This window comes from Kitasatospora sp. NBC_01266, assembly GCF_036242395.1.
GTDB lineage: Bacteria > Actinomycetota > Actinomycetes > Streptomycetales > Streptomycetaceae > Kitasatospora.
Genome location: NZ_CP108458.1, coordinates 1,791,578 through 1,817,962, shown reverse-complemented (window position 1 = coordinate 1,817,962; position 26,385 = coordinate 1,791,578). Strand labels below are relative to the sequence as shown.

At 72.7% G+C, this 26,385-nt stretch carries 1 protein-coding gene; it reads left to right on the top strand.

Annotated features, from left to right (window positions below; translation table 11 throughout):
* The first annotated feature begins 60 nt into the window (after positions 1–60).
* Positions 61–26,385 carry a type I polyketide synthase gene (locus OG403_RS07530; protein WP_329562487.1) on the top strand — a complete coding sequence of 8,775 codons (26,325 nt, stop codon included), beginning with the start codon at positions 61–63 and terminating at the stop codon, positions 26,383–26,385.

Genomic DNA, 26,385 nt, shown 5'->3' with positions numbered 1-26,385 from the left:
GCACCGCTGCGCTCGCGCACACAGACCTCTCCGCCTCAGAACACACGGGTGATGACAGCGATGGCGACGAACGAAAACAAGCTCCGCGAATACCTCAAGCGCGTCGTGACCGAACTCAACGACGCCAACGAGCGGATCCGCGAGGTCGAGGAGGCCGAGCGGGAGCCGATCGCGATCGTCGGCATGGCCTGCCGCCTGCCCGGCGGCGTGCGTTCGCCCGAGGACCTGTGGCAGGTGGTGGCGGGCGGCACCGACGCCATCGGCGAGTTCCCCGCCAACCGAGGCTGGGACCTGGCCGAGCTCTACGACCCGCAGTCGCTGCGCAGCGGCACCAGCTACGCCCAGCACGGCGGCTTCCTCTACGAGGCCGACCGGTTCGACCCCGGCTTCTTCGGCATCTCGCCGCGCGAGGCCCTGGTGATGGACCCGCAGCAGCGCCTGCTGCTGGAGACCGGCTGGGAGGCCTTCGAGCACGCCGGCATCGACCCCGCGACCCTGCGCGGCACCCGCACCGGCGTCTTCGTCGGCACCAACGGCCAGGACTACGCCGCCCTGCTCGGCGAGGCCCCGCAGGGCGGCGAGGGCTACCTGGCCACCAGCAGCGCGGCCAGCGTCGTCTCGGGCCGGCTCTCCTACACCTTCGGCCTCGAGGGTCCCGCCGTCAGCGTGGACACCGCCTGCTCCTCCTCGCTGGTCGCCCTCCACCTGGCCTGCCAGGCACTGCGCCAGAGCGAGTGCACGATGGCCCTGGTCGGCGGCGTGACGATCATGTCCACCCCCGGCGCGTTCATCGAGTTCAGCCGCCAGGGCGGTCTGGCCCGGGACGGTCGCTGCAAGCCGTTCGCGGCGGCGGCCGACGGCACCGGCTGGGGCGAGGGCGTCGGCATGCTGCTGGTCGAGCGCCTCTCGGCCGCCCGCCGCCTGGGGCACCAGGTCCTCGCGGTGGTGCGCGGTTCGGCGATCAACCAGGACGGCGCGTCGAACGGACTGACGGCCCCCAACGGTCCGTCGCAGCAGCGGGTGATCCGTCAGGCGCTGACCAACGCCCGCCTGACGGCCGATCAGATCGACGTGGTCGAGGCGCACGGCACGGGCACCACGCTGGGCGACCCGATCGAGGCCCAGGCGCTGATCGCCACTTACGGCAAGGAGCGGGGCTCGGAGAAGCCCCTGCTGCTCGGCTCGGTCAAGTCCAACATCGGCCACACCCAGGCGGCTTCGGGTGTCGCCAGCGTGATCAAGATGGTCATGGCGATGCAGCACGGCGTGCTGCCGCAGACCCTGCACGTGGACGCGCCGACCCCGCACGTGGACTGGACGGCGGGCGCGGTCGAGCTGCTGACGGAGCGTCAGGAATGGCCGGAGACCGGTCGGCCGCGCCGGGCCGCGGTCTCCTCGTTCGGCGTCAGCGGCACCAACGCGCACACCATCCTGGAGCAGGCCCCGGCGGAGGTCGAGAGCGGGGCCGAGGCCGAGCCTGCCCCGACGGCCGCCCCGGCGGCGGGCGTGCTGCCGTTCCTGGTCTCGGGCCGGGGCGAGGCCGCGCTGCGGGCCCAGGCCGACCGGCTGCTCGCCCACCTGCGCCGGCAGCCCGAACTGGGCGCGCTCGACACCGCGTTCTCGCTCGCCACCAGCCGAGGCGCGCTGGAGCAGCGTGCCGCGGTGCTGGCGGCGGACCGGGACGAACTGCTCGACGGCCTGGCCGCCCTGGCGCGCGGCGAGGCGACCGCCTCGGTGAACTGCGGCGCCGTGGTGCCGGAGGCCGGGACGGCGTTCCTGTTCTCGGGGCAGGGCAGCCAGCGGGCCGGGATGGGGCGTGAGTTGTATGCCGCGTTCCCGGTGTTCGCGATAGCTTTGGACGAGGTGTGTGAGCGGTTCGACGCTGAGCTCGACCGGCCGTTGCGGGAGGTGCTGTTCGACACCGAGTCGGCGCTGCTGGACCAGACGGTTTACACGCAGGCGGGGTTGTTCGCGGTCGAGGTGGCGCTGTTCCGGCTGGTGGAGTCCTGGGGGGTGACTCCGGACTATCTGGCCGGGCACTCGATCGGTGAGTTGGCGGCGGCGTATGTGGCGGGTGTCTGGTCGCTGGCGGACGCATGCAAGCTGGTGGCGGCGCGTGGCCGCCTGATGCAGGCGCTGCCGGCGGGTGGTGCGATGCTCGCGGTGCAGGGGAGTGAGGACGAGGTCCGGGCGGCACTGGGTGAAGCGGTGGACGTCGCCGCTGTCAACGGGCCTCAGGCTGTGGTGGTTTCGGGCGCCGAGGCGGAGGTCGCGGCGCTGGAGGCCGCGTGGCGGGCGGAGGGCCGCAAGGTCAGGCGGCTGACGGTCAGTCATGCCTTCCACTCGGCGCTGATGGATCCGATGCTGGCCGAGTTCCGGGCGGTTGCCGAGTCGCTGACCTACAGCGCGCCGCGCGTTCCGGTGGTCTCGAATGTGACCGGCGGCTTCGAGGAACTGACCTCCGCCGACTACTGGGTGCGCCATGTCCGGGAAGCGGTGCGGTTCGCGGACGGGGTGCGCACGCTGCGCGAGCAGGGGGTGCGGACCTTCCTGGAGCTGGGCCCCGACGGTGTGCTGTCCGCGCTGGCCGACGGTATCCCCACCCAGCGCGCGGGTCGTCCCGAGGCGCGGACCCTGGCGGCGGCTGTCGCCCGTCTGCACGTGCAGGGTGTCGGTGTCGACTGGGCGGCGTACTTCGCCGGTTCGGGCGCTCGCCGGGTCGAACTGCCGCTCTACGCCTTCCAGCACGAGCAGTTCTGGCTGATGCCGTCCGAGCGGCCTGCTGTCGAGGCCGGTGCCGCCGGTGCCGCCAGGGCTTCCAGTGCGTCGGATGTGGCGGAGGTGCGGTTCTGGGATGCGGTGGAGCGGGGTGATGTTGCGGCTCTGAGTGCGGAGTTGGAGCTTGGTGGTGGGGTTGGTGAGCCGTTGGGTGCGGTGTTGCCGGCGATTTCGTCGTGGCGTCGGGCGCGGCGTGAGCGGTCGGTGGTGGATGGTTGGCGGTATCGGGTGGTGTGGCGTGCGGTGGAGTTGGGGGCTGCGGCCGGTCTGAGTGGTGGGTGGTTGGTGGTGGTGCCTGAGGGTGCTGCTGCCGGGGGTGAGGTGTGTCGGTGGGTTGAGGGTGCGCTGGGTGCTGCTGGTGCCGGGGTTGAGGTGCTGGTGGTGGGTGCTGGTGATGATCGTGAGTCGCTGGCGGGCCGGTTGGCCGGGCGGGAGTTCGCCGGTGTGGTGTCGCTGCTGGGCCTGGCGGGGGGTGCTGTCGGCGACGGAGCGGGAGTTGTCTCCGTGCTGGGGTCGACGCTGGCGCTGCTCCAGGCGTTGGGCGAGGCCGGTGTCGGCGGTCGGCTGTGGTGCGTGACGCGAGGTGGCGTCTCGGTCGGCCGTTCGGATCTGGTGACGGCTGAGTCGGCCGGCCTGCTCTGGGGTCTGGGCCGGGTGGCGGGGTTGGAGTTCCCGCAGCTGTGGGGTGGGCTGCTGGATCTCCCGGCGGTGTTGGACGAGCGTGCGGGTGCGCGGCTCTGTGCGGTGCTGGGGCAGGGTGTTGAGGATCAGCTGGCGGTGCGGGGGTCGGGCGTGTTCGCCCGGCGCCTGGTGCGCGCTGTGGCCGGTGTGGCGGGTGGGGACGGTTGGCGTCCGCGTGGCACGGTGCTGGTCACGGGTGGCACGGGTGGTCTGGGTGGTGAGGTCGCGCGCTGGCTGGTGCGTGGTGGCGCGGAGCATCTGGTGCTGACCGGTCGTCGGGGTCTGGAGGCCCCGGGGGCTGCGGAGTTGGCGGCGGAGCTGCGCGGGCTGGGTGCTGAGGTGACGGTGGCCGCGTGCGATGTGGCCGACCGCGAGGCGCTGGCCGGGCTGCTGCGGCAGCTCGACACCGAGGAGGAGCCGCTGCGCGCGGTCGTCCACGCCGCCGGTGTCGCGGACTACGCCCCGCTCACCGAACTGGACGCGGTCACCCTGGCGAACGACGTCGCGGCGAAGGTCTGCGGTGCGGCGCTGCTGGACGAGCTGCTGGGCGAGCGTGAGTTGGACGCGTTCGTGGTCTTCTCCTCGATCTCCGGTATCTGGGGTAGCAGCGGCCAGGCCGCGTACTCGGCCGGGAACGCGTTCGTGGACGCGTTGGTGGCGGCGCGGCGTGGTCGTGGGCTGGCCGGGGTGTCGGTGGCGTGGGGTCCGTGGGCCGAGGTCGGTATGGCGGCTCGTGGTGCTGCGGTGGGTGAGTTGGGTCGGCGCGGGCTGGGTGCGCTGGCTCCGGCGGGGGCGTTGCTGGCGCTGGAGTGCGCGTTGGCGGGTGATGATGCCAACGCGGTGGTGGTGGACGTGGATTGGGCGCGGTTCGCGCCGGCCTTCACCGCGCTGCGCGGCAGCGAGTTCTTCACCGAGATCCCGGAGGCGTCCACCGCGCTGGAGCAGGGTGCTGCCGGTGCCGCTGGCGCGAGCGGCTCGGCGGCCCGCAGCGCACTGGAGCAGCGGCTGGTCGAGGCGGTCGAGGCCGACCGGGAGCGCCTGGTGCTGGACGCCGTCCGTACTGAGGTCGCGGCTGTCCTCGGCTATCGCTCGGCTGAGGCCGTCGAACCCGGCCGCGCGTTCAAGGAGTTGGGCTTCGACTCGCTGACCGCCGTCGAACTGCGCAACCGCCTGGCCGCGACCACCGGTCTGCAGCTGCCGTCCACCCTGGTCTTCGACTTCCCGTCCTCGCAGGTGCTCGCCCAGCACCTGCTCGCCCAGTTCGCGGGTGTCACGGCGGGTGTCACGATCGAGGCGGGCGCGGGTGCTGGCGTGGTGGCGGATGAGCCGATCGCGATCGTGGGCATGGCGTGCCGGTTCCCGGGCGGTGTGCTGTCGCCGGAGGGTCTGTGGCGGCTGGTGATGGACGAGGCCGACGCGGTCGGGCCGTTCCCGACCGACCGTGGCTGGGACCTGGAGGCCCTCTACGACCCCGAGCCCGGAAAGGCCGGCCACACCTACTCGCGGCACGGCGCCTTCCTGAGCGGCGCGAGCGGTTTCGACGCCGACTTCTTCGGGATTTCGCCGCGTGAGGCGTTGGCGATGGATCCGCAGCAGCGGTTGTTGTTGGAGACGTCGTGGGAGGCGTTCGAGCGGGCGGGTGTGTCGCCGTGGTCGGTGCGGGGTTCGCGTACGGGTGTGTTCGTGGGGACGAACGGTCAGGATTACGCGGGTCTGCTGGCGGGTGCGGTGGAGGAGTTGGGTGGTCATCTGGGGACGGGTAACGCGGCGAGTGTGGTGTCGGGTCGGTTGTCCTACACGTTCGGGCTTGAGGGTCCGGCGGTGACGGTGGATACGGCGTGTTCGTCGTCGTTGGTGGCGTTGCATCTTGCGGTGCAGGCGTTGCGTGGTGGTGAGTGTGAGTTGGCGTTGGCCGGTGGTGTGACGGTGATGTCGACGCCGGGTGCGTTCATCGAGTTCAGTCGTCAGCGTGGGTTGGCGATGGATGGTCGGTGCAAGGCGTTCGCGGCTGGTGCTGATGGCACGGGTTGGGGTGAGGGTGTCGGGATGTTGGTGGTGGAGCGGCTGAGTGATGCTCGGCGGCTCGGTCATCAGGTGTTGGCGGTGGTGCGGGGGACTGCGGTCAATCAGGATGGGGCGTCGAACGGGTTGACGGCGCCGAATGGTCCGTCGCAGCAGCGGGTGATCCGGCAGGCGCTGGCTTCGGCGGGTCTGTCGGCGGCTGAGGTTGATGTGGTGGAGGCGCACGGGACCGGCACGGCTCTTGGTGACCCGATCGAGGCGCAGGCGTTGCTGGCGACGTACGGTCAGGGGCGGTCGGATGGCCAGCCGCTGTTGTTGGGGTCGTTGAAGTCGAATATCGGTCACACGCAGGCTGCTTCGGGTGTGGCGAGTGTGATCAAGATGGTGTTGGCGATGCGGCATGGTGTGTTGCCGCGTACGTTGCATGTGGATGCGCCGTCGCCGCATGTGGATTGGTCGGCGGGTGCGGTTGAGTTGCTGACCGAGGCGATGGTGTGGCCGGAGGTTGGGCGTCCGCGTCGTGCGGGTGTGTCGTCGTTCGGGATGAGTGGGACGAACGCGCATGTGGTGCTGGAGCAGGCGCCGGAGGCGGAGGCCTCGATGGTGGTGGCGGGTGCTCCGGTGGTGCCGTGGGTGGTGTCGGGGCGTGGTGTCGCGGCTCTGCGTGGGCAGGCCGGGCGGTTGGTGGAGCACTTGGATGCTGATGCTTCGGTGGCGGGTGTGGGTCGGGCGTTGGCGGTGTCGCGGGCCGGGTTCGAGCAGCGTGCGGTCGTGCTGGGTTCGGACGGTGGTGAACTGCTGGCGGGGTTGGCGGCGGTGGCCGAGGGCGGTGAGGTCTCGGGTGTGGTGGTGGGTTCGGTGGTCGAGGGCCGGACCGGGTTCCTCTTCTCCGGGCAGGGCAGTCAGCGGGCCGGGATGGGGCGTGAACTCTACGCCGCGTTCCCGGTGTTCGCGGACGCGCTGGACGCGGTCTGCGCGCGGTTCGACGCGGAGCTGGAACGCCCGCTGCGGGACGTGCTGTTCGACACCGAGTCCGCGCTGCTCGACCAGACCGTCTACACCCAGGCGGGATTGTTCGCGATCGAGGTCGCGCTGTTCCGCCTGCTGGAGTCCTGGGGCGTCACCCCGGACATCCTGGCGGGGCACTCGATCGGTGAGCTGGCCGCCGCGCACGTCGCGGGCCTCTGGTCGCTGGCGGACGCCTGCACGCTCGTGGCCGCTCGTGGCCGCCTGATGCAGGCGCTGCCGGCGGGTGGCGCGATGCTCGCGGTGCAGGGGCGCGAGGAGGAGATCCGGGCGGCGCTGAGTGGCGCCGTGGACATCGCCGCCGTCAACGGGCCTGACTCGATCGTCGTCTCCGGCGCCGAGGCGGAGGTCGCGGCGCTGGAGCAGGCCTGGCGTGCCGCCGGCCGCAAGGTCAAGCGCCTGACGGTCAGCCACGCCTTCCACTCCGCGCTGATGGACCCGATGCTGGCGGAGTTCCGCGCCGTCGCCGAGTCGCTGACGTACAGCGCACCGCGTATTCCGGTGGTCTCGAACGTGACCGGCGGCTTCGAGGACCTCACCTCTGCCGACTACTGGGTGCGCCACGTCCGTGAGGCGGTCCGGTTCGCCGATGGCGTCGCCACCCTCCAGGAGGAGGGCGTGCGCACCTTCCTGGAGCTGGGCCCCGACGGCGTGCTCTCCGCGATGGCCGGCGAGACCACCTGCATCCCCACCCAGCGCGCCGGTCGCGCCGAGGTGGAGACGCTGCTCAGCGCCCTGGCCCGCGTCTACGTGCGCGGCACGGCCGTCGACTGGTCCGCGCTCTTCACCGGCACCGCCCAGGTCGACCTGCCCACCTACGCCTTCCAACACGAGGACTTCTGGCCGACCATGGGCACCGCGATCGGCGATGCCTGCGGCCTGGGCCTGAGCGCGGCCGACCACCCGCTGCTCGGTGCCGCGGTCCGGCTGGTGGACACCGACGGCTACCTGCTGACCGGTTCGCTCTCGCTGAAGACCCACCCGTGGCTCGCCGAGCACCGGATCATGGACCACGTCCTGCTGCCGGGCACCGCCTTCGTGGAACTCGCCATGCGCGCCGCCGACCAGGTCGGCAGCGACCGGGTGGACGAGCTGACGCTGCACGCCCCGCTGATCCTGCCGGCCCACGGCGCGACCCGGGTGCAGGTCTGGGTCGGCGCTCCCGACGAGACCGGGCTGCGTCCGGTCAGTGTGCACTCGCGCGCCGACGAGCCGTCGACCGACGGCATGTGGGTGCGGCACGCCAGCGGTGTGCTGTCGACGGGCCACGCCCAGCCGGCCACCTCCGCCGCGCTGACCGAGTGGCCGCCGGCCGGTGCCGTCGCGCTCGGCGTCGACGCGCTCTACCCGGGCCTGGCCGAGGGCGGGTTCGCCTATGGCCCGTCGTTCCAGGGCCTGCGGGCCGCCTGGCGGCGCGGTGACGAGGTGTTCGCCGAGGTCGCGCTGCCGGAGGGGACCGGGGTCGAGGGCTTCGGCCTGCATCCGGCGCTGCTGGATGCCGCGCTGCACGCGATCGCGGTGGGCGACCTGCTGGCCGATGCCGACACGGAGTCCGGGCGTGGCCGCCTGCCGTTCGCCTGGTCGGGCGTGTCGCTCTTCGCCTCGGGGGCCGCTGCCCTGCGGGTGCGCCTGTCGCGGACGGGTACCGACGGCGTGTCGCTGCTCGTCGCCGACCAGTCCGGCGCGCCGGTGGCCGCTGTGGACTCCCTGGTGCTGCGCCCGGTCACCGCTGCGCAGCTGAAGCCCGCGGCCGGCCTCGGCGCGGACGACCAGTTCGCCATCGAGTGGGTTGCCGCCGAGGCGGACCCGGAGGCGACCACCGAGGGGTGGGCGCTGTGGGGTGAGGACACGCTGGGCACTGGTCTGGTGTCGGGTGTTGAGGTCTCGGCTTCGGTGCTGGTGGTGTGCGGTGCGTCGGTGGAGGTGGTGCTGGGGGCGCTTCAGGGTGTTGGTGGGGGTGCGCGTCTGGTGGTGGTGACGCGTGGGGCTGTTGCGGTGGATGCGGATCCGGGTGTGGTGGATCTGGAGGCTGGGGCGGTCTGGGGTCTGGTGCGTTCGGCGCAGTCGGAACACCCGGACCGGGTGGTGTTGGTGGATGTGGACGGCTCGGCGGAGTCGTGGGCGGCGCTGCCGGGGGCGGTGGCTTCGGGCGAGTCGCAGCTGGCGCTGCGTGCGGGTGTGGCCTTGGCGCCACGGTTGGTGCGTGCTGATGCGGCGGGTGAACTCGCGGTGCCGGCTGGTGCGGTGGCGTGGCGGTTGGACAGTGTCGAGCGTGGCACGTTGGAGGCGTTGGAGCTGGTTCCGTCCTCGGTGGAGGAGTTGGCCGAGGGTCAGGTCCGGATCGCGGTGCGGGCCGGTGGTGTGAACTTCCGTGATGTGCTGAACGCGTTGGGCATGTATCCGGTGGTGGCGCCGCTGGGTATCGAGGGCGCCGGCGTGGTGGCCGAGGTGGGTCCGGGCGTCACCGGGCTGGCCGTTGGTGACCGGGTGCTGGGGATGTTCGGTGGTGGGTTCGGGCCGTTCGCGGTGACGGACCACCGGATGGTGGCGCCGGTTCCGGTCGGGTGGTCGTTCGCGCGGGCGGCGTCGGTGCCGATCGTCTTCCTGACGGCGCTGTACGTGTGGTCGGACTTGGGGGCGGTCAAGGCCGGTGAGCGGGTGCTGGTGCACGCGGGTGCCGGTGGTGTGGGTATGGCGGCGATCCAGCTGGCCCGTCACCTGGGCGCGGAGGTCTTCGCGACCGCGAGTCCGGGCAAGTGGGACACGTTGCGCTCGCTGGGTCTGGACGAGGAGCACATCGCGTCCTCGCGTGACCTGTCCTTCGCCGCGAAGTTCCTGGCCGTGACCGGCGGGGACGGCGTGGACGTGGTCCTGAACGCCCTCGCGGGTGAGTTCGTGGACGCCTCGCTGGACCTGCTGCCGCGTGGTGGCCGGTTCCTGGAGATGGGCAAGACCGACATCCGCACGGACGTCCCCGAGGGTGTCGCTTACCGGGCGTTCGACCTGGTCGAGGCCGGCCCGGCGCGGATCGGTGAACTCCTCTCCCAGTTGCTGGAGTTGTTCGCGTCCGGCACGATCGAGACGCTGCCCGTCCGGGTGTGGGACGTGCGCCAGGCCCGGGAGGCGTTCCGCTTCGTCAGCCAGGCCAAGCACATCGGCAAGGTCGTCCTCACGGTCCCGCGGCAACTCGACCCCGAGCGCACGGTGCTGGTCACCGGCGGCACCGGCTCGCTCGGCGCCCTGGTCGCCCGCCACCTGGTGCGTGAGCACGGCGCCCGCAACCTCCTGCTGCTCAGCCGCCGTGGCCCCGAGGCGCCCGGCGCCGCCGAGCTGCTCGCCGACCTCGCCGAACTGGGCGCCACCGCCGAGGCCGTGGCCTGCGACGTCGCCGACCGCGACGCGCTCGCCCGCGCGATCGCCGGTCGCGAGCTGACGGCGGTGGTGCACACGGCCGGTGTGCTGGACGACGGTCTGATCGAGGGCATGACCCCCGAGCGGCTGGCCGCCGTCCGGGCCCCGAAGGCCGACGCCGCGCGCCACCTGCATGAACTGACGCTCCATCATGACCTGTCCGCCTTCGTGCTGTTCTCCTCGATCGCCGGGGTGCTGGGCAGTGTCGGTCAGGCCAACTACGCGGCGGCCAACGCCTACCTGGACGCGCTGGCCGTGCATCGCCGCTCGCTCGGCCTGCCCGCGAGCTCACTCGCCTGGGGCCCGTGGCAGCAGTCCGGCAGCGGCATGACCGGTGACCTCGGCGAGGCGGACCTGCAGCGGATGGCCCGCAGTGGCCTGCTGCCGTTCGACGCCGAGCAGGGCATGGCCGCCTTCGACGCCGGCCGCACCGCTGCCCGTGCCGTCACGGTTCCGGTCCGCCTCAACTTGTCTGCTCTGCAAGCCGATGCCGGCGATGCCGGAGTGCCCAGCCTGCTGCGCGGACTGGTGCGCCCGGCCCGGCGTCGGGCGGTGGAGACGGCGGCTCGCGGTGCGGGCCAGTCGTCCCTGCTCCAGCAGCTCGCCCCGCTGTCCGGCGCCGACCGCGCTCGCGTTCTGCTGGACCTGGTGCAGGCACAGGCGGTGGCCGTCCTCGGCCACGCGAGCGCCAAGGCGGTCGAACCCGACCGGGCCTTCAAGGAGTTGGGCTTCGACTCGCTCACCTCCGTCGAACTGCGCAACCGCCTGAACACCGCCACCGGCCTTCGGCTGCCCGCCACTCTCGTCTTCGACCACCCGACCGCCGCCTCGCTGGCCGCCTTCCTCGAAGTGGAACTGCTCGGCGGGGTCGAGGAGGCCCAACTCCCCGTGCCGTCCGGCCGGTCCGCCGACTCCTCGGACCGCCCGACCGACGACCCGATCGTGATCGTCGGGATGGCCTGCCGCTACCCCGGGAGCGTGGACTCGCCCGAGGCGCTCTGGCAGCTGGTCGCCGAAGGCCGGGACGCCATCGGCGAGTTCCCGGTGAACCGCGGCTGGGATCTGGAGAACCTCTACGACCCGGATCCGGAGCGTTCCGGCACCAGCTACACCCGCAGTGGCGGATTCCTCTACGAAGCCGACCAGTTCGACCCCGGCTTTTTCGGTATCGCCCCGCGCGAGGCCCTCGCCATGGACCCGCAGCAGCGCCTGCTGCTGGAGACCAGCTGGGAGGTCTTCGAGCGCGCGGGCATCAGCCCGGCCACCGTGCGCGGCAGCCGGACCGGCGTCTTCATCGGTGCCGCCTTCCAGGGTTACGGCCCGCTGGTCGGCCAGGCCCCCGAGGAGATCGAGGCCCACCTGCTCACCGGCAACGCGGGCAGCGTGGTCTCCGGTCGACTCGCCTACACCTTCGGGCTCGAGGGCCCGGCGATGACCATCGACACCGCCTGCTCCTCCTCCCTGGTCGCGCTGCACCTCGCCGTCCAGGCACTGCGGCAGGGCGAGTGCGGAATGGCGCTGGTCGGCGGCGCCGCGATCCTGGCCTCGCCCAACATGTTCGTTCAGTTCAGCCGCCAGCAGGGCCTGGCGGCGGACGGCCGCTGCAAGTCCTTCGCCGACTCGGCCGACGGCACCGGCTGGGCCGAGGGCGTCGGCATGCTGCTGGTCGAACGCCTCAGCGACGCCGAGCGGTTGGGCCACCAGGTGCTCGCGGTGGTGCGCGGCACCGCCGTCAACCAGGACGGCGCTTCGAACGGCCTCACCGCTCCCAACGGCCCCGCTCAGCAGCGGGTGATCCGCCAGGCGCTGGCCAACGGCGGCCTGACGTCTGATCAGATCGATGCGGTCGAGGCGCACGGCACCGGCACCCGCCTCGGCGACCCGATCGAGGCCCAGGCGCTGATCGCTACTTACGGCCGGGAGCGGGGCTCGGAGCAGCCCTTGCTGCTCGGCTCGCTCAAGTCGAACCTCGGTCACGCCCAGGCGGCGGCCGGTGTCGGCGGCATCATCAAGATGGTCATGGCGCTGCGGCACGAACTGCTGCCGCAGACCCTGCACGTGGACCAGCCCAGCGGCCAGGTCGACTGGACCGCCGGCACCATCAGCCTGCTGACCGAGCCGGCCGCCTGGCCCGCCGGCGGGCGGGTGCGGCGCGCGGGTGTCTCGTCCTTCGGCATCAGCGGCACCAACGCCCACGTGATCATCGAGGAGCCGCCGGCGGCTGCGGTAGCGGTGGCGGTGGCGGAGCCCGCGCCGTCCGCAACGGTTGCTGACGGCCGGTACCTGCCCTGGCTGCTGTCCGGCAAGGACGCGGCCGGCCTGGCCGCACAGGCGCAGCGCCTGGCGGAGCACCTGCGGCAGTCCGCCGGTTCGGCGCTCGACACCGCCTACTCGCTGGCCACCCACCGGCAGGCGCTGGAGCACCGCGCCGTCGTGCTCGGCCGTGACCAGGCCGAACTGCTGGCCAACCTCGACGCGTTCGCCCGCGAGCCGGAGACCTCGACCGCTGTTCTCGGCGTGGCTGCGCCGGGGGCGGCGGGGAAGACGGCGTTCCTGTTCTCGGGGCAGGGCAGTCAGCGGGCCGGGATGGGGCGTGAACTCTACGACGCGTTCCCGGTGTTCGCGGACGCGCTGGACGAGGTGTGCGCGCAGTTCGACGCGGAACTGGAACGGCCGTTGCGGGAGGTGCTGTTCGACAGCGAGTCGGCGCTGCTGGGCCAGACGGTGTACACGCAGGCGGGGTTGTTCGCGGTCGAGGTGGCGCTGTTCCGGCTGGTGGAGTCGTGGGGTGTGCGTGCGGACTTCCTGGGCGGGCACTCGATCGGTGAGTTGGCCGCCGCGTATGTGGCGGGGGTCTGGTCGCTGGAGGACGCTTGCAAGCTGGTGGCCGCGCGTGGTCGCTTGATGCAGGCGCTGCCGGCGGGTGGTGCGATGCTCGCGGTGCAGGGCAGCGAGGCCGAGGTGCGTGCCGCGCTGGTCGACGGGGTCGACATCGCGGCGATCAACAGTGTCGACTCGGTGGTCGTGTCGGGTGTCGAGGCGGCTGTCGCGGCGCTGGAGTCGGCGTTCCGTGCCGAGGGCCGCAGGGTGAAGCGGCTGACGGTCAGCCATGCCTTCCACTCCGCGCTGATGGATCCGATGCTGGCCGAGTTCCGTACGGTCGCCGAGTCCCTGGGCTACGCCCGGCCCCGGATCCCGGTGGTCTCGGGTAGTGGTGGCGATCTGACCACTCCGGAGTACTGGGTGCGTCATGTGCGGGAGACCGTGCGCTTCGCGGACGGCGTCAGCGCCCTGCGTGAGCAGGGTGTCGGCACGTTCCTGGAGATCGGCCCGGACGGTGTGCTGTCCGCGCTGGCCGAGGGTATCCCCACCCAGCGGGCCGGCCGCCCGGAGGCGCAGTCGCTGGCCGCCGCCGTGGCCCGGCTGCACGTCCAGGGCGTGCGCGTCGACTGGAACGCCTACTTCGCGGGCACCGGCGCCCAGCGCGTCGACCTGCCCACCTACGCCTTCCAGCGCCGGCGGTTCTGGCTGGCGGCGGCTTCGGCCGTGCCGCAGGCGGTGGCGTCTCAGGCTGCTGCGTCGGATGTGGCGGAGGTGCGGTTCTGGGATGCGGTGGAGCGGGGTGATGTTGCGGCTCTGAGTGCGGAGTTGGAGCTTGGTGGTGGGGTTGGTGAGCCGTTGGGTGCGGTGTTGCCGGCGATTTCGTCGTGGCGTCGGGCGCGGCGTGAGCGGTCGGTGGTGGATGGTTGGCGGTATCGGGTGGTGTGGCGTGCGGTGGAGTTGGGGGCCGCGGCCGGTCTGAGTGGTGGGTGGTTGGTGGTGGTGCCTGAGGGTGCTGCTGCCGGGGGTGAGGTGTGTCGGTGGGTTGAGGGTGCGCTGGGTGCTGCTGGTGCCGGGGTTGAGGTGCTGGTGGCGGGTGCTGGTGATGATCGTGAGTCGCTGGCTGACCGGTTGGCCGGGCGCGAGTTCGCCGGTGTGGTGTCGCTGCTGGCGCTGGAGGACAGCGGTGTTGCCGCTACTGCGGGTGTGGAGTCGGCGATGGGCCCGACGCTGGAGCTGCTCCAGGCGCTGGGCGAGGCCGGTGTCGGCGGTCGACTGTGGTGCGTGACGCGGGGCGCCGTGTCGACCGGCAAGTCTGACGTTCTGTCAGCTCCCGCTGGTGGTCTGCTCTGGGGTCTGGGCCGGGTGGCGGGGTTGGAGTTCCCGCAGCTGTGGGGTGGGCTGCTGGATCTTCCGGCGGTGTTGGACGAGCGTGCGGGTGCGCGGCTCTGTGCGGTGCTGGGGCAGGGTGTTGAGGATCAGCTGGCGGTGCGCGGGTCGGGCGTGTTCGCCCGGCGCCTGGTGCGCGCTGCGGCAGGCGGTTCTGGCTGGCGTCCGCGTGGCACGGCGCTGATCACGGGTGGCACGGGTGGCCTCGGTGGCGAGGTCGCGCGCTGGCTGGTGCGTGGTGGCGCCGAGCATCTGGTGCTGACCGGTCGTCGGGGTCTGGAGGCTCCGGGGGCAGTGGAGTTGGCGGCGGAGCTGCGGGCGCTGGGTGCTGAGGTGACGGTGGCCGCGTGTGATGTGGCCGACCGCGAGGCGCTGGCCGGGTTGCTGCGGCAGCTCGACACCGAGGAGTACCCGCTTCGTTCGGTGTTCCACGCCGCCGGCCTCGACACCGGCCAGGCCCTCGGCGACACGAGCGCCGAGGAGTTCGCCGCCGTGGTCGCGGCGAAGGTCTGCGGTGCGGCGTTGCTGGACGAGCTGCTGGGCGAGCGTGAGTTGGACGCGTTCGTGGTCTTCTCCTCGATCTCGGGTATCTGGGGGAGTGGCGGTCAGGCGGCGTATTCGGCCGGAAATGCGTTTGTGGACGCGTTGGTGGCGGCGCGGCGTGGTCGTGGGCTGGCGGGTGTGTCGGTGGCGTGGGGTCCGTGGGCCGAGGTCGGTATGGCGGCTCGTGGTGCTGCGGTGGGTGAGTTGGGTCGGCGTGGGTTGGGTGCGTTGGCTCCGGCGGGGGCGTTGCTGGCGCTGGAGTGCGCGTTGGCGGGTGATGATGTCAACGCGGTGGTGGTGGACGTGGATTGGGCGCGGTTCGCGCCGGCCTTCACCGCGCTGCGTGGCAGCGAGTTCTTCACCGAGATCCCGGAGGCCCAGCAGGCCATCAGCGGGGCGGCGGAGGCCACGTCCGGCCCGGCGGCTCGGAGCAGCGCGTTCGCTGCCCGCCTGCTCGGCCTGACCCCGGCCGAACGGGAGCGCCAGCTGCTGGAGCTCGTCCGGTCCGCGGCGGCCTCGGCGCTCGGTCATGAGTCGGCGGCTGCCGTCGAACCGGAGCGTGCGTTCAAGGAGTTGGGCTTCGACTCGCTGATGGCGGTCGAGCTGCGCAACCGCCTGGTCGCCAGTACCGGCCTCGCGCTGGCGCCGACCCTGGTCTTCGACCAGCCCACCCCCGCCGTGCTGGCCCGGCACCTCGCCCAGCAGCTCGCCGGCGTGGACGCCGAGGCCGGAGCGCCGGCGGCGGTCGCGGGCGCGGGTGCGGGTGCGGTGGTGGATGAGCCGATCGCGATCGTGGGCATGGCGTGCCGGTTCCCGGGCGGGATCGTCTCGCCCGAAGGACTGTGGCAGCTGATGATGGATGAGGCCGACGCGGTCGGGCCGTTCCCGACCGACCGTGGCTGGGACCTGGAACGGCTCTACCACCCGGACGCGGACCACCCAGGTACCGCGTATGTCAACGTCGGCGCCTTCCTGGCGGAGGTGGCCGACTTCGATCCCGCGTTCTTCGGGATTTCGCCGCGTGAGGCGTTGGCGATGGATCCGCAGCAGCGGTTGTTGTTGGAGACGTCGTGGGAGGCGTTCGAGCGGGCGGGTGTGTCGCCGTGGTCGGTGCGGGGTTCGCGTACGGGTGTGTTCGTGGGGACGAACGGTCAGGATTACGCGGGTCTGCTGGCGGGTGCGGTGGAGGAGTTGGGTGGTCATCTGGGGACGGGTAACGCGGCGAGTGTGGTGTCGGGTCGGTTGTCCTACACGTTCGGGCTTGAGGGTCCGGCGGTGACGGTGGATACGGCGTGTTCGTCGTCGTTGGTGGCGTTGCATCTTGCGGTGCAGGCGTTGCGTGGTGGTGAGTGTGAGTTGGCGTTGGCCGGTGGTGTGACGGTGATGTCGACGCCGGGTGCGTTCATCGAGTTCAGTCGTCAGCGTGGGTTGGCGATGGATGGTCGGTGCAAGGCGTTCGCGGCTGGTGCTGATGGCACGGGTTGGGGTGAGGGTGTCGGGATGTTGGTGGTGGAGCGGCTGAGTGATGCTCGGCGGCTCGGTCATCAGGTGTTGGCGGTGGTGCGGGGGACTGCGGTCAATCAGGATGGGGCGTCGAACGGGTTGACGGCGCCGAATGGTCCGTCGCAGCAGCGGGTGATCCGGCAGGCGCTGGCGAATGCCCAGTTGACAGTGGATCAGATCGATGTCGTTGAAGCGCACGGGACCGGAACGGCACTTGGTGACCCGATCGAGGCGCAGGCGCTGCTGGCCACCTATGGTCAGGGGCGGTCGGCTGAACAGCCGCTGTTGTTGGGGTCGTTGAAGTCGAATATCGGTCACACGCAGGCTGCTTCGGGTGTGGCGAGTGTGATCAAGATGGTGTTGGCGATGCGGCATGGTGTGTTGCCGCGTACGTTGCATGTGGATGCGCCGTCGCCGCATGTGGATTGGTCGGCGGGTGCGGTTGAGTTGCTGACCGAGGCGATGGTGTGGCCGGAGGTTGGGCGTCCGCGTCGTGCGGGTGTGTCGTCGTTCGGGATGAGTGGGACGAACGCGCATGTGGTGCTGGAGCAGGCGCCGGAGGCGGAGGTCTCGATGGTGGTGGCGGGTGCTCCGGTGGTGCCGTGGGTGGTGTCGGGGCGTGGTGTCGCGGCTCTGCGTGGGCAGGCCGGGCGGTTGGTGGAGCACTTGGATGCTGATGCTTCGGTGGCGGGTGTGGGTCGGGCGTTGGCGGTGTCGCGGGCCGGGTTCGAGCAGCGTGCGGTCGTGCTGGGTTCGGACGGTGGTGAACTGCTGGCGGGGTTGGCGGCGGTGGCCGAGGGCGGTGAGGTCTCGGGTGTGGTGGTGGGTTCGGTGGTCGAGGGCCGGACCGGGTTCCTCTTCTCCGGGCAGGGCAGTCAGCGGGCCGGGATGGGGCGTGAACTCTACGCCGCGTTCCCGGTGTTCGCGGACGCGCTGGACGCGGTCTGCGCGCGGTTCGACGCGGAGCTGGAACGCCCGCTGCGGGACGTGCTGTTCGACACCGAGTCCGCGCTGCTCGACCAGACCGTCTACACCCAGGCGGGATTGTTCGCGATCGAGGTCGCGCTGTTCCGCCTGCTGGAGTCCTGGGGCGTCACCCCGGACATCCTGGCGGGGCACTCGATCGGTGAGCTGGCCGCCGCGCACGTCGCGGGCCTCTGGTCGCTGGCGGACGCCTGCACGCTCGTGGCCGCTCGTGGCCGCCTGATGCAGGCGCTGCCGGCGGGTGGCGCGATGCTCGCCGTCCAGGCCACCGAGGACGAGGTCCGCAACGCGCTGGCCGGCTACGTCGATATCGCGGCCGTCAACGGCCCCGAGTCGATCGTCGTCTCCGGCGCCGAAGCCGACATCGCGCAGTTGGAGACCACCTGGCGTGCCGCCGGCCGCAAGGTCAAGCGCCTGACGGTCAGCCACGCCTTCCACTCCGCGCTGATGGACCCGATGCTGGCGGAGTTCCGCGCCGTCGCCGAGTCCCTCACCTACAACGCGCCGACGATCCCGGTGGTCTCGAACCTCACCGGCGGCTTCGAGGACCTCACCTCTGCCGACTACTGGGTGCGCCACGTCCGTGAGGCGGTCCGGTTCGCCGATGGCGTCGCCACCCTCCAGGAGGAGGGCGTGCGCACCTTCCTGGAACTGGGCCCGGACACCGTCCTCTCCGCCCTCGTGCCGGACGAGACCGTGGCGCTCCCCCTCGCGCGCGCCGGTCGCGCCGAGGTGGAGACGCTGCTCGGCGCCGTGGCCCGTGCCTACGTGCGCGGCACGACAGTCGACTGGTCCGCGCTCTTCACCGGCACCGCGCACGTCGACCTGCCCACCTACGCCTTCCAGCACGCGCGTTACTGGCCGACCATGGCCACCGGCTTCTCGGGGGACGTGACGGAACTCGGCCTGCGGGCCACCGACCACCCGCTGCTCGGGGCGGCCGTTGCTCTCGCCGACGGTGAAGGCGCCGTCCTGACCGGTCGGTTGTCGCTCTCGACCCACCCGTGGCTCGCCGAGCACCGGATCATGGACCATGTCCTGCTGCCGGGCACCGCCTTCGTCGAGCTCGCCATGCGCGCCGCCGACCAGGTCGGCAGCCACGGGGTGGACGAACTCGTGCTGGAGGCACCGCTGGTGCTCGCCGAGGGCGAGTCCGTTCAGGTGCAGGTCCGGGTCGGCGCGGAGGAGCAGGACGGTGTGCGCTCGCTGAGCATCCACTCCCTGCTCCAGGACGACGCCGACTGGCGCCGGCACGCGACCGGCACGCTCACCGGGACCCGTCAGGAGCCGCCCACCAGCGCCGAGTTGACTGCTTGGCCGCCGAGTGGCGCGACTGCTGTGCCGGTCGGGACGCTCTACCCCGACTTCGCCGAGCGCGGGTTCGCCTACGGCCCGTCCTTCCAGGGCCTGCGGGCCGCCTGGCGGCGTGGCGACGAGGTGTTCGCCGAGGTCGCGCTGCCGGAGGGCGCTGCTGCCGACAGCTTCGGCCTGCACCCGGCGCTGCTGGACGCCGCCCTGCACGCCACCGCGCTGAACGCGGACCCGGCGGCGGGCGATGGCGACGGCGATGGCGACAGGGACGGCGACGGCGTGTCGCAGCGGAGCGGTGGACTGCCGTTCTCCTGGTCGGGCGTGTCGCTCTTCGCCTCGGGCGCCGCTGCCCTGCGGGTGCGCCTGTCGCGGACGGGTACCGACGGCGTGTCGCTGTTCGCGGCGGACGAGTCGGGCGCACCGATCCTCGCGGTGGAGTCGCTGGTGCTGCGGCAGGTGACGTCGGACCAGTTCAAGGCACCCGACACGCGCGGTGACTCGCTCTTCCGGCTCGCCTGGTCGGCGGTCCCGGTCGGCGCCGGGACGCCCGAGGGCTGGGCGCTGCTCGGCGAGGACACGCTGGGCACGGGACTGCCGTCGGCCGACCCGGCCGGGGCCTCGGTGCTGGCGGCCTGCGCCGGCACGCCGCCGCAGACGCTGGAGCTGCTCCAGGGCTGGCTGGCCGACGAGCGGTATGCCGGCGCGCGCCTGGTGCTGCTGACCCGCGCGGCGGTCGCCACGACCACCGGTGAGGGCGTGGCGGACCTCGAGGCCGCCGCCGTCTGGGGCCTGGTGCGTTCGGCGCAGTCCGAACACCCGGACCGGGTGGTGCTGGTGGACGTCGACGGCTCGGCGGAGTCGTGGGCGGCGCTGCCAAGGGCAGTGGCCTCGGGCGAGTCGCAGCTGGCGCTGCGGGCCGGCCAGGTCCTCGCGCCGCGCCTCTCCCGGGCGGACACGGCGGGTGAACTCGCGGTGCCGGCTGGTGCGGTGGCGTGGCGGTTGGACAGTGTCGAGCGTGGCACGTTGGAGGCGTTGGAGCTCATCGAGGCACCGATCGAGGAGTTGGCCGAGGGTCAGGTCCGGATCGCGGTGCGGGCCGGTGGTGTGAACTTCCGTGATGTGCTGAACGCGCTGGGCATGTATCCGGTGGTGGCGCCGCTGGGTATCGAGGGCGCGGGTGTGGTGGCCGAGGTGGGCCCGGGAGTTGCCGGGCTGGCCGTTGGTGACCGGGTGCTGGGGATGTTCGGTGGTGGGTTCGGGCCATTCGCGGTGACGGACCACCGGATGGTGGCGCCGGTTCCGGCCGGGTGGTCGTTCGCGCGGGCGGCGTCGGTGCCGATCGTCTTCCTGACGGCGCTGTACGCGTGGTCGGATCTGGGTGCGGTCAAGGCCGGTGAGCGGGTGCTGGTGCACGCGGGCGCCGGTGGTGTGGGTATGGCGGCGATCCAACTCGCCCGTCACCTGGGCGCGGAGGTCTTCGCGACCGCGAGCCCGGGCAAGTGGGACACGCTGCGCGAACTCGGCCTCGACGAGGACCACATCGCGTCCTCGCGTGACCTCGGCTTCCGTGACAAGTTCCTGGCCGTCACGGACGGCCAGGGTGTGGACGTGGTCCTGAACGCCCTCGCGGGTGAGTTCGTGGACGCCTCGCTGGACCTGCTGCCGCGTGGTGGCCGGTTCCTGGAGATGGGCAAGACCGACATCCGCACGGACGTCCCCGAGGGTGTCGCTTACCGGGCGTTCGACCTGGTCGAGGCCGGCCCGGCGCGGATCGGTGAACTCCTCGCCGAGCTGCTGGAGTTGTTCGCGTCCGGCACGATCGAGACGCTGCCCGTCCGGGTGTGGGACGTGCGCCAGGCCCGGGAGGCGTTCCGCTTCGTCAGCCAGGCCAAGCACATCGGCAAGGTCGTGCTCACGGTCCCGCAGTCGCTGGACCCCGAGCGCACGGTGCTGGTCACCGGCGGCACCGGCTCGCTCGGCGCCCTGGTCGCCCGCCACCTGGTCACCGAGCACGGCGCCCGCAACCTCCTGCTGCTCAGCCGCCGTGGCCCCGAGGCGCCCGGCGCCGCCGAGCTGCTCGCCGACCTCGCCGAACTGGGCGCCACCGCCGAGGCCGTGGCCTGCGACGTCGCCGACCGCGACGCGCTCGCCCGCGCGATCGCCGGTCGCGAGCTGACGGCGGTGGTGCACACGGCCGGTGTGCTGGACGACGGTCTGATCGAGGGCATGACCCCCGAGCGGCTGGCCGCCGTCCGGGCGCCCAAGGCCGACGCCGCCCGCCACCTGCACGAACTGACGCTCCATCACAACCTGTCCGCCTTCGTGCTCTTCTCCTCCGCCTCCGGTGTCTTCGGTGGCGCCGGTCAGGCCAACTACGCGGCGGCCAACGCCTATTTGGACGCCCTGGCCGCCCACCGCCGCTCGCTCGGCCTGCCCGCGAGCTCGCTCGCCTGGGGCCCGTGGCAGCAGTCCGGCGGTGGCATGACCGAGGAGCTGACCGAGGCCGACCTGCGCCGGATGGCCGAAGCCGGGGTGCTGCCGTTCAGCCCGGACCAGGGTCTGGGCCTGTTCGACGCGGCGCGGGCCAGTGCCGAGGCGCTGCTGCTCCCGGCGCGCCTGGACCTGGCCACGCTGCGCGAGCGTGGCGCGGAGCACGGCGTGCCGCTGCTGCTGCGCGAACTCGTCCGGGTCACCCGGCGTCGGGTCGCCGCCACCGGCGACTCGCGCGGCGAGCAAGGGGGCCTGCTCGAGCGGCTCGCCGGGCTGGCCGGTGCCGAGCGGGAACGGGCGCTGCTCGACCTGGTCCGGGCGAGCGTCGCCGCCGTCCTGGGGCACAGCTCGGTCGCGGGTGTCGAGGCGGACCGGGCCTTCAAGGACCTGGGCTTCGACTCGCTCACCTCCGTCGAACTGCGCAACCGCCTGAACGCGGCGACCGGCCTTCGGCTGCCCGCCACCCTGGTCTTCGACCACCCGACCGTCGCCGCGCTCGCCCTGCACCTGGGCGCCGAACTGCCGGGCGCCGACACGCCCGACCGCACGGCTGCGGCCCCCGCGGCCACCGTCGCGCAGCCCGTCGGCACCGCCGAGGACCCGATCGCGATCGTGGCCATGAGCTGCCGCTTCCCGGGTGGCGTCCGCTCGCCCGAGGAGCTCTGGGAGCTGGTGGCGAGCGGCGGCGATGCGGTGTCCGGGTTCCCGACCGACCGTGGCTGGGACGTGGACGGCCTCTTCGACGCCGAGCTGAACCGGGCCGGCACCTCCTACGTCCGCGAGGGCGGCTTCCTCTACGACGTGGCCGGCTTCGACGCCGCGTTCTTCGGGATCTCGCCGCGCGAGGCGCTGGCCATGGACCCGCAGCAGCGCCTGCTGCTCGAAACGGCGTGGGAGGTGTTCGAGCGAGCAGGGCTTGACCCGGCCACCGTGCGCGGGCGCCAGGCCGGCGTCTTCATCGGCGCCGCGCCCTCCGGCTACGGCTCTGTTCTCTCCGGCGAGCTGCCGGACGGCCTGGAAGGCCACCTGCTGACCGGCAACACCGGCAGCGTGGTCTCCGGCCGCCTCTCCTACACCTTCGGGCTCGAAGGCCCGTCGATGACGGTCGACACCGCCTGCTCCTCCTCCCTGGTCGCGCTGCACCTGGCCGTCCAGGCGCTGCGGCAGGGCGAGTGCGGGATGGCGCTGGTCGGCGGCGCGGCGGTGATGGCGACGCCGGGGATGTTCACCGAGTTCAGCCGCCAGCGCGGGCTGGCCGCCGACGGCCGGTGCAAGTCCTTCGCGGAGTCGGCGGACGGCACGGGCTGGGCCGAGGGCGTCGGCATGCTGCTGGTCGAGCCGCTCTCCGAGGCGCGACGCCAGGGGCACCCGGTGCTCGCGGTGGTGCGCGGCACGGCCGTCAACCAGGACGGCGCTTCGAACGGCCTGACCGCCCCCAACGGCCCCGCTCAGCAGCGGGTGATCCGCCAGGCGCTGGCCAACGCCCGGCTGACGGCGGACCAGGTCGACGTGGTCGAGGCGCACGGCACCGGAACGCCGCTGGGCGACCCGATCGAGGCGCAGGCACTGCTGGCCACCTACGGCCGCGACCGCGACGCTGCGAACCCGCTGCTGCTCGGCTCGCTCAAGTCGAACCTCGGCCACATGCAGTCGGCGGCCGGCGTCGGCGGGATCATCAAGATGGTGATGGCGATGCGGCACGAACTGCTGCCGCGCACCCTGCACGTGGACGAGCCGACCTCGCACGTGGAGTGGACGGCGGGCGCGGTGCGCCTGCTCACCGAGGAGGTGGCCTGGACGGCGTCGGCGGACCGGCCGCGCCGGGCCGGCATCTCGGCCTTCGGCATCAGCGGCACCAATGTGCACGCGATCATCGAGGACGTCGCCCCGGTCGCCGAGCCGCACCGCGCGGCCGACGCGCACGGGCCCGACAGCCGGTCGACCGCCACCGTCACGCTCTCCGCCCGCAGCGCCGACACGCTGCGCGAGCAGGCCCGCGGACTCGCCGCCCGGCTGCGCGCCGAGCCCGAGTTGAGCCTGCTGGACACCGCCTACTCGCTGGCCACCAGCCGCGCGGCGTTCGAGCACCGGGCCGCCGTCGTCACCGACGACCGGGCGCAGCTGCTGGACGGCCTGGACGCGCTCGCCGAGGGGCGGGCCTCGGGTGCGGTGGCGACCGGGATGAAGGCCGAGGGGCTGACAGCCTTCGTCTTCTCCGGCCAGGGCAGCCAGCGGGCCGGGATGGGGCGTGAACTCCGCGACGCCTTCCCGGTGTTCGCTGCCGCGCTGGACGAGGTGTGTGAGCGGTTCGACGCGGAGCTGGAACGCCCGTTGCGGGAGGTGCTGTTCGACACCGAGTCCGAGCTGCTCGACCAGACCGTCTACACGCAGGCCGGGTTGTTCGCGATCGAGGTGGCGCTGTTCCGGCTGCTGGAGTCCTGGGGCGTCCGGCCGGACTACCTCGCGGGTCACTCGATCGGTGAGTTGGCCGCCGCGCACGTCGCGGGTGTCTGGTCGCTTGAGGACGCCTGCACGCTGGTGGCCGCTCGTGGCCGGCTGATGCAGGCGCTGCCGGCGGGTGGCGCGATGCTCGCGGTGCAGGCCACCGAGGACGAGGTCCGCGTCGCCCTCAGTGGCACGGTGGACATCGCCGCCGTCAACGGGCCTGACTCGATCGTCGTTTCGGGCGCCGAGGCAGATGTCGCTTCTCTCGAGGCGGGGTTCCGCGCCGAGGGCCGCAAGGTCAAGCGCCTCACCGTCAGCCACGCCTTCCACTCCGCGCTGATGGACCCGATGCTGGCCGAGTTCCGCGCGGTCGCCGAGTCCCTCACCTACACCGCCCCGCGCATCCCGGTGGTCTCCAACCTCACCGGCACCCTCACCGCCGACCTCACCACCCCCGACTACTGGGTGCGCCACGTCCGCGAGGCCGTCCGCTTCGCCGACGGCGTCGCCACCCTCCAGGAGCAGGGCGTCGGCACCTTCGCCGAACTCGGCCCCGACGGTGTCCTCACCGCGATGGCCGCCGACCCCGCCTGGACCCCGGTCCAGCGGGCCGGGCGCGCCGAGGTGCACACCCTGGCCACCGCCGTCGCCCGCCTGCACGTGCGGGGCCTGCGGCTCGACTGGCAGGCGTACTTCGCCGGCACCGGCGCCCAGCGGGTGGACCTGCCGACCTACGCCTTCCAGCGCGACCGCTACTGGCTGGGCTCGGGCACCCCGGTCGCTGCCGCCGCCGGGTCCACTCCGGACGCGGAGGCGGGCAGCTTCTGGGACGCGATCGAGCGGCAGGACCTGGCCGCGCTCGGCAGCGAGTTGGCGATCGACCCGGCCCAGCCGCTCAGCGAGCTGCTGCCCGCCATCTCCTCCTGGCGTCGCCGCCGCAAGGAGCACTCGGTGCTGGACGGTTGGCGCTACCGGGTGCGCTGGGAGGCGATCGGCGACCCGTCGCCGGTGGCGGCCACCGGCAGCTGGCTGGTGCTGGTGCCGGGCGGTGGCACCCAACTCCCGCTGGTGGAGCAGGCGATCACCGCACTCACCGAGCGCGGTGCCACGGTGACCCGGGTGCTGGTCGACGACGTGGACACCGACCGGGTCGCGCTGGCCGACCAACTGCGAGCCACCACAGCCGAGTCGGTGTCCGGCGTGCTGTCGCTGCTCGGTCTCGACCGCAGCGCGCACCCCAAGCACCCGGCCATCACCACCGGTGTCGCGCACACCCTGCTGCTGGTGCAGGCGCTCGGCGACGCGGCCGTCAGCGCACCGCTCTGGTGCGTCACCAGCGGCGGGGCGGCGGTCGCGCCCGGCGAGGCGGTCCACCCCGACCAGGCCCAACTCGCCGGAATGGGAAGGGTGGTGGCGCTGGAGAGCGCCGACCGCTGGGGCGGCGTGATCGACCTCCCGGCACAGCTCGACGCGACCGCCCGGGAGCGACTGCGCGGTGCGCTCGCCGCCGTGGACGGTGAGGACCAGCTGGTGATCCGCCCGTCCGGTCTGCACGCCCGCCGGCTGGTCCGCACACCCCGCGCGGCAGCGGCCATGAACCGGCCGTCCTGGCGCCCGCGCGGTACGGTGCTGATCACCGGTGGCACCGGCGCGCTCGGCGTCCGGGCCGCCCGCTGGCTGGCCGGGAACGGCGCCGAGCACCTGGTGCTGGTCAGCCGCCGCGGCATCGAGGCATCGGGCGCCGCCGAGCTGGCGGCCGAACTCACCGCCTCCGGCGTGCGGGTGAGCGTCGAGTCCTGCGACATCGCGGACCGCGGCGCGCTGGCCAAGCTGCTCGACGGCCTGGCGGCGGACGGCTCCCCGGTCCGCGCGGTGGTGCACGCCGCCGGGATCGGCGCCTCCGGGACGATCGCCGAGACCGACCTGCCGGCCTTCGCCGAGGTGGTCGCGGCCAAGGTCGCGGGCGCCCGCCACCTGGACGAGCTGCTGGCCGACGCGGAGTTGGACGCCTTCGTGCTCTTCTCCTCGATCTCCGGCATCTGGGGCAGCGGCGGCCAGTCCGCCTACTCCTCCGCCAACGCCTACCTCGACGCGCTCGCGGTGAACCGGCGGGCCGGCGGCCGGGTGGCCACCTCGGTGGCCTGGGGCCCGTGGGGCGGCGGCGGGATGGCCACCGACGGCGAGCGGGCCGAGGGCCTGCGCCGCCGGGGGCTGCCGGCGCTCGACCCCGACACCGCCTGGAACGCCCTGCAAGGCGCGCTGGACGATGACGAGACCTGCCTGACCGTCGCGGACGTGGTCTGGGAGACCTTCACCCCGCTCATCACGGCGGCCCGTGCAAGTTCTCTGCTGCGCGGGGTCCCGCAGGCGCTGGACGCGATGGCGGCGGCGACGGCCGACCCGGTGGCGGGCCGCAGCGACAGCGCCGAACAACTGCGCGAGCGGCTGGCGGGGCTCGCCGAGGCGGACCGCGACGAGGCCCTGCTGGAGCTGATCCGCACCCAGGCCGCGCTCGCCCTGGGCCACGCCTCCGGCGCGGCGGTCGAGCCGACCCGCTCGTTCAGCGCGATGGGCTTCGACTCGCTGACGGCGGTGGACTTCCGCACCCAACTCGGCGCGGCCACCGGCCTGGCCCTGCCCGCGACGCTGGTCTTCGACCACCCGACCCCGACCGCCCTGGTCCGCTACCTGCGCGCCGAACTCCTCCCGGAGCAGGCCCCGGCCGGCGAGGCCTTCCTCGCCGAACTGAACCGCCTGGACGCCGTGGCGGCCTCCGCAGACGTGGACAACCTGGTCCGGGCCAAGGTGGCGATGCGCCTGCAGAGCCTCCTCACCCAGTGGAACGCCGGCCCCGCCCTCCCGACCCCGCCCCCGACCGAGGACCCGGCAGCCGCCCCGGCCGCCCCGGTCAGGGACACGCTGGCGGACGCGAGCGACGAGGAGCTGTTCGCGTTCATCAACCGCGACCTGGGGCGCGGCTGA

Bases quoted from the DNA above. Each gene is read 5' to 3' on its own strand.
- OG403_RS07530 (WP_329562487.1), top strand. From the start codon at position 61: ATGGCGACGAACGAAAACAAGCTCCGCGAATACCTCAAGCGCGTCGTG.